This window comes from Streptomyces sudanensis (genome assembly GCF_023614315.1).
Taxonomy (GTDB): Bacteria; Actinomycetota; Actinomycetes; order Streptomycetales; family Streptomycetaceae; genus Streptomyces; species Streptomyces sudanensis.
In genome coordinates this window covers 303063-306343 of sequence record NZ_CP095474.1, presented here as the reverse complement: position 1 = coordinate 306343, position 3281 = coordinate 303063, and the positions used below count along the sequence as shown (strand labels likewise).

4 protein-coding genes are annotated in these 3281 nt (G+C 75.8%); 2 read left to right on the top strand and 2 right to left on the bottom strand.

The window, feature by feature from the left end; genetic code table 11:
* Positions 1–710: polysaccharide deacetylase family protein (locus MW084_RS01400; protein ID WP_275563430.1), on the top strand; the 710-nt coding region annotated here is incomplete at its 5' end.
* A gap of 55 nt (positions 711–765) precedes the next feature.
* Here the strand turns inward: MW084_RS01400 and MW084_RS01395 are convergent.
* Complete coding sequence (locus MW084_RS01395; RefSeq protein WP_010475051.1) at positions 766–1443, bottom strand: class F sortase; 678 nt, start codon at positions 1441–1443, stop codon at positions 766–768.
* 311 nt (positions 1444–1754) lie between these two features.
* Between MW084_RS01395 and MW084_RS01390 the strand changes: the two genes are divergently transcribed.
* Positions 1755–2240 (top strand): hypothetical protein, encoded by a 486-nt coding sequence (locus tag MW084_RS01390; protein ID WP_029553841.1) that lies wholly within the window; start codon positions 1755–1757, stop codon positions 2238–2240.
* A gap of 88 nt (positions 2241–2328) precedes the next feature.
* Here the strand turns inward: MW084_RS01390 and MW084_RS01385 are convergent, their stop codons facing one another.
* Positions 2329–2850 carry a hypothetical protein gene (locus MW084_RS01385; protein WP_029553842.1) on the bottom strand — a complete coding sequence of 174 codons (522 nt, stop codon included), beginning with the start codon at positions 2848–2850 and terminating at the stop codon, positions 2329–2331.
* Between the last annotated feature and the right edge of the window lie 431 nt (positions 2851–3281).

Below are 3281 nucleotides of genomic sequence, written 5' to 3'. Positions count from 1 at the left end.
CGCCCGCACCCGGCGGGCCCCCCGCCTCGTACCCGGTCGGGGCTCCCGCCTCCTACCGGCTCCAGCCGATGACCTCCCACACCCCGCCCCGCTTCCGGCGCGCCCTGCCGCCGGTGCGGCAGCGGCCGTTCCTGCGGGTGTCGGGGGCCGGCAACACGATGGTCCTCACCTTCGACGACGGGCCCGACCCCCGCTACACCCCGGACGTCCTGGCCATCCTGCGCCGCCACGAGGTGCGGGCCGTGTTCTTCGTCTGCGGCGGGATGGCCGCCCTCCACCCCGGCCTGCTGCGGGAGATGGCCGACGACGGGCACGTGGTGGGCAACCACTCCTGGTCGCACCCGCTGATCCCGAGGCTGCCGCCCTCCCGCGTCCGCGACGAGCTGGGCTCGACCAGCGAGGTGATCGAGCGGTGGACCGGCTCCGCGCCCCTGTGGTACCGCGCCCCGTACGGCGCCTGGAACCGCCTGTCCTTCGAGGTCGGCGCCGAGCTCGGCATGGAACCGCTCGCCTGGACCGTGGACACCCTCGACTGGCAGGAGCCCGGCGCGGGGACCATCGTGCGGCGGGTCCTGGACGGCGCCGCGCCCGGCGTCGTCGTGCTCTCCCACGATGCGGGCGGCGACCGCTCGCAGACCGTGCGCGCCCTGCGCACCTACCTGCCGAGGCTGCTCGACGAGGGGTACCACCTCACCGTGCCGCGCCGGTGACGCGGACGCCCCGCCCCTCCCCGCCGCGCCGTGCGGGGGAGGGGCGGGGCACCGTTCAGCGGGTGGCGACCAGCCGGGCGAAGACCACCACGTTGCCGTCGTAGCCGCCGGCCCGCGAGTACGCGCCGCCGCAGGTGATGACCCGCAGCTCGGGGTGGCCGGTGTCGCGGTAGACGCGCACGCCGGGGAACTCGTCCTTCGCGTACACCTCGACCCCGTACACCTGGAACACGGCCACGCGCCCGTCGTACCGGGTCACCTCCACCCGGTGACCGGGCTTGAGCGTGCCCAGCGAGTAGAAGACCGCGGGCCCCGACTCGTTGTCGACGTGCCCCACGACGACCGACGTGCCGGACTGCCCCGGCGAGATGCCGTTCTGGTACCAGCCGGCGAGGTTGGGGTCCTGCGGCGGGGGCGCGCTGATCCAGCCCTCGCCGTCCAGGCCCACGTCGATGACCGGCGCGTCCACCTTCAGCGCCTCGATCCGCACCCGGGACGCGGGCGCGTACCCCAGCGGCCGCAGTCCGGCCGACGGCGTGGGCGCGGCCACCGTGCGCCCCCGTTCCGCCGAGACGGCGCCGGCGGGCTGGGGCGGCCCGGACGACACCTCGGCCCCGTTCCGCATCATGGCGAGACCGGTGAGCAGGACGAGCGCCAGCGCCCCCCACGGCTGGCGGCCCCTGATCACGTCCCAGGCACTTCGGTCCCCGACGCCTCTGCGCTCCAGGCCCATGTCTCTCCCTTCGTGGCCTTCTCCCGCACGGTAGGCGCGGCTCGCGGTCCCGGCGATCGGGGAGCGGCGAACGGGTGGCGGCGCGGCACACGGGTGATGGTCCATCCGAGTCATTGACGAAGATCACATGACGGCGGGTGACCTGCAGACTTGTCAGATGATCGTTCCGCTCTCCGGGCGTGTCGCCTCACCGGGGTGGCGCACAGCCGGAGTGCGGGGCGCGGGATCACGGGTGAGTGTTCGTCGTGGAAGGCGCATCCGTCGACTTCCCGAAGCACGGCTTCGGGGCGTCTTCCGCTGGAGGTTCAACGATGCGTGCTTCACGCGCCCTCGCGGTGGCCGCCACCGCCTGCGCGGTGGCCGGGTTCGCGGCTCCGCTCGCCCACGCCACCAAAGGCCCGACGAACGTCACGGTCTCCCCGACCCGGGTGCACCAGGGCGGCAGCCTGGCGGTCAGCGTCATGGGATGCGGCCACGGTGGCACCGTCTCGTCCAACGCGTTCCCCAAGACGGCCCTCACGGTCAATCCCTCGGGCCACTCCGCCGCCACGCCGCGGATCTACGACCACGCCACACCGGGCACCTACAACCTCGCGGTCAGGTGCAGCGACAGCCCGCGGGTCGCCACCGCGTCCTTCACCGTCGTCCGCGGCCGCGGCACCCAGGGCGGCCTGGGCGGCTCCCTGGCGCCCAGCTCCACCGAGATGGCCGTCGGGGCGTCGCTCGTGGGCACCGCGGCCCTGGGCGGGGCCGTGTTCGTCGCCCGTCGCCGCCGCCCGGACGGCGGGAGGGCCTGACCGGCCGAACCTCCCGGCCGACCGCGCCCGTCGCCCCGAACCCCGCCAGGGCTCGGGGCGACGGGCGCGGTGCCGGCGCACCCGGGGGTCAGTGGCGGCCGCCCGAGGCCCTGCGGCGCACCGCGTAGACGGTGCCCGCGGTCGCCGCGGCGGCCAGCGCCCCGCCCGCGGCCAGCTCGCCGGCGTTCCACGTGCCGACGCTGCCGCCCAGCCCGCCGCGGACGCCCGAGGGCGTGGTCGTGACGGTGGTCGTCCGGGTCACGGTCGGCACCGCGGTCGAGCCGGTGCGCGCGGACGCGATCGTCAGCCGCGCCGTGCCGGGCGACCCGCCGGCGCAGGTGAAGGACACCGTGTAGACCGCGCCCCGCCGGGCGTCCCAGTCGACGGTGGCCACGGCCGAACCGCCCGCCGGGACGGTCACGGTGTCGAAGACGTCCGACGACGCCAGGGCGGTGCCCGAGCAGCCGGGCGCGGACAGCGCCACGCGGCCACCGGGGTTGACGGTCGAGGGGGAGACGACGAACGGGTCCACCGCACCCGCGGGAGGGGCGGTGAGGACGAGAGCCGCCACTCCGAGCAGAGCGGCGGAAGCGGCACCTGTCGCACGCATGGGATGAGTCCTCCGGTCCCGAGGGGCAGTGCGGAACGGACTTCCGCGAAAGCTGTGGCATGACCCTCTACGGTCGGACGCTAGAAGCGCCCTACCACAGCCGCGACCCCGGACGGACGAATGGGGCATTCGCTCACCCGGACGGCTCACATCCGTGTCTCCCGCGCTCGCCGGGACACGGAAAGCGGTGCAGGGGCGCTCCATCGGGGCCACGCCGCCCGGGGCCGCGCCGCCCGGGACCACCCCGCCCGGGGCCGCGGACGCGCCCCCGCCGGGCCCGTCCGCGAACCGCCGGTGCCCGGGCCNGGCGGAACCGCGTCCGCGGCGACCGCCACAAGGGCGAGAACAAGCCATTCCGGTACGGGTCGTGCCCCTGTTCCCCGCGGAAGCGGCGGCAGGGCGGTGACGGGGCGGCGGAGGGGCGGCGGAGG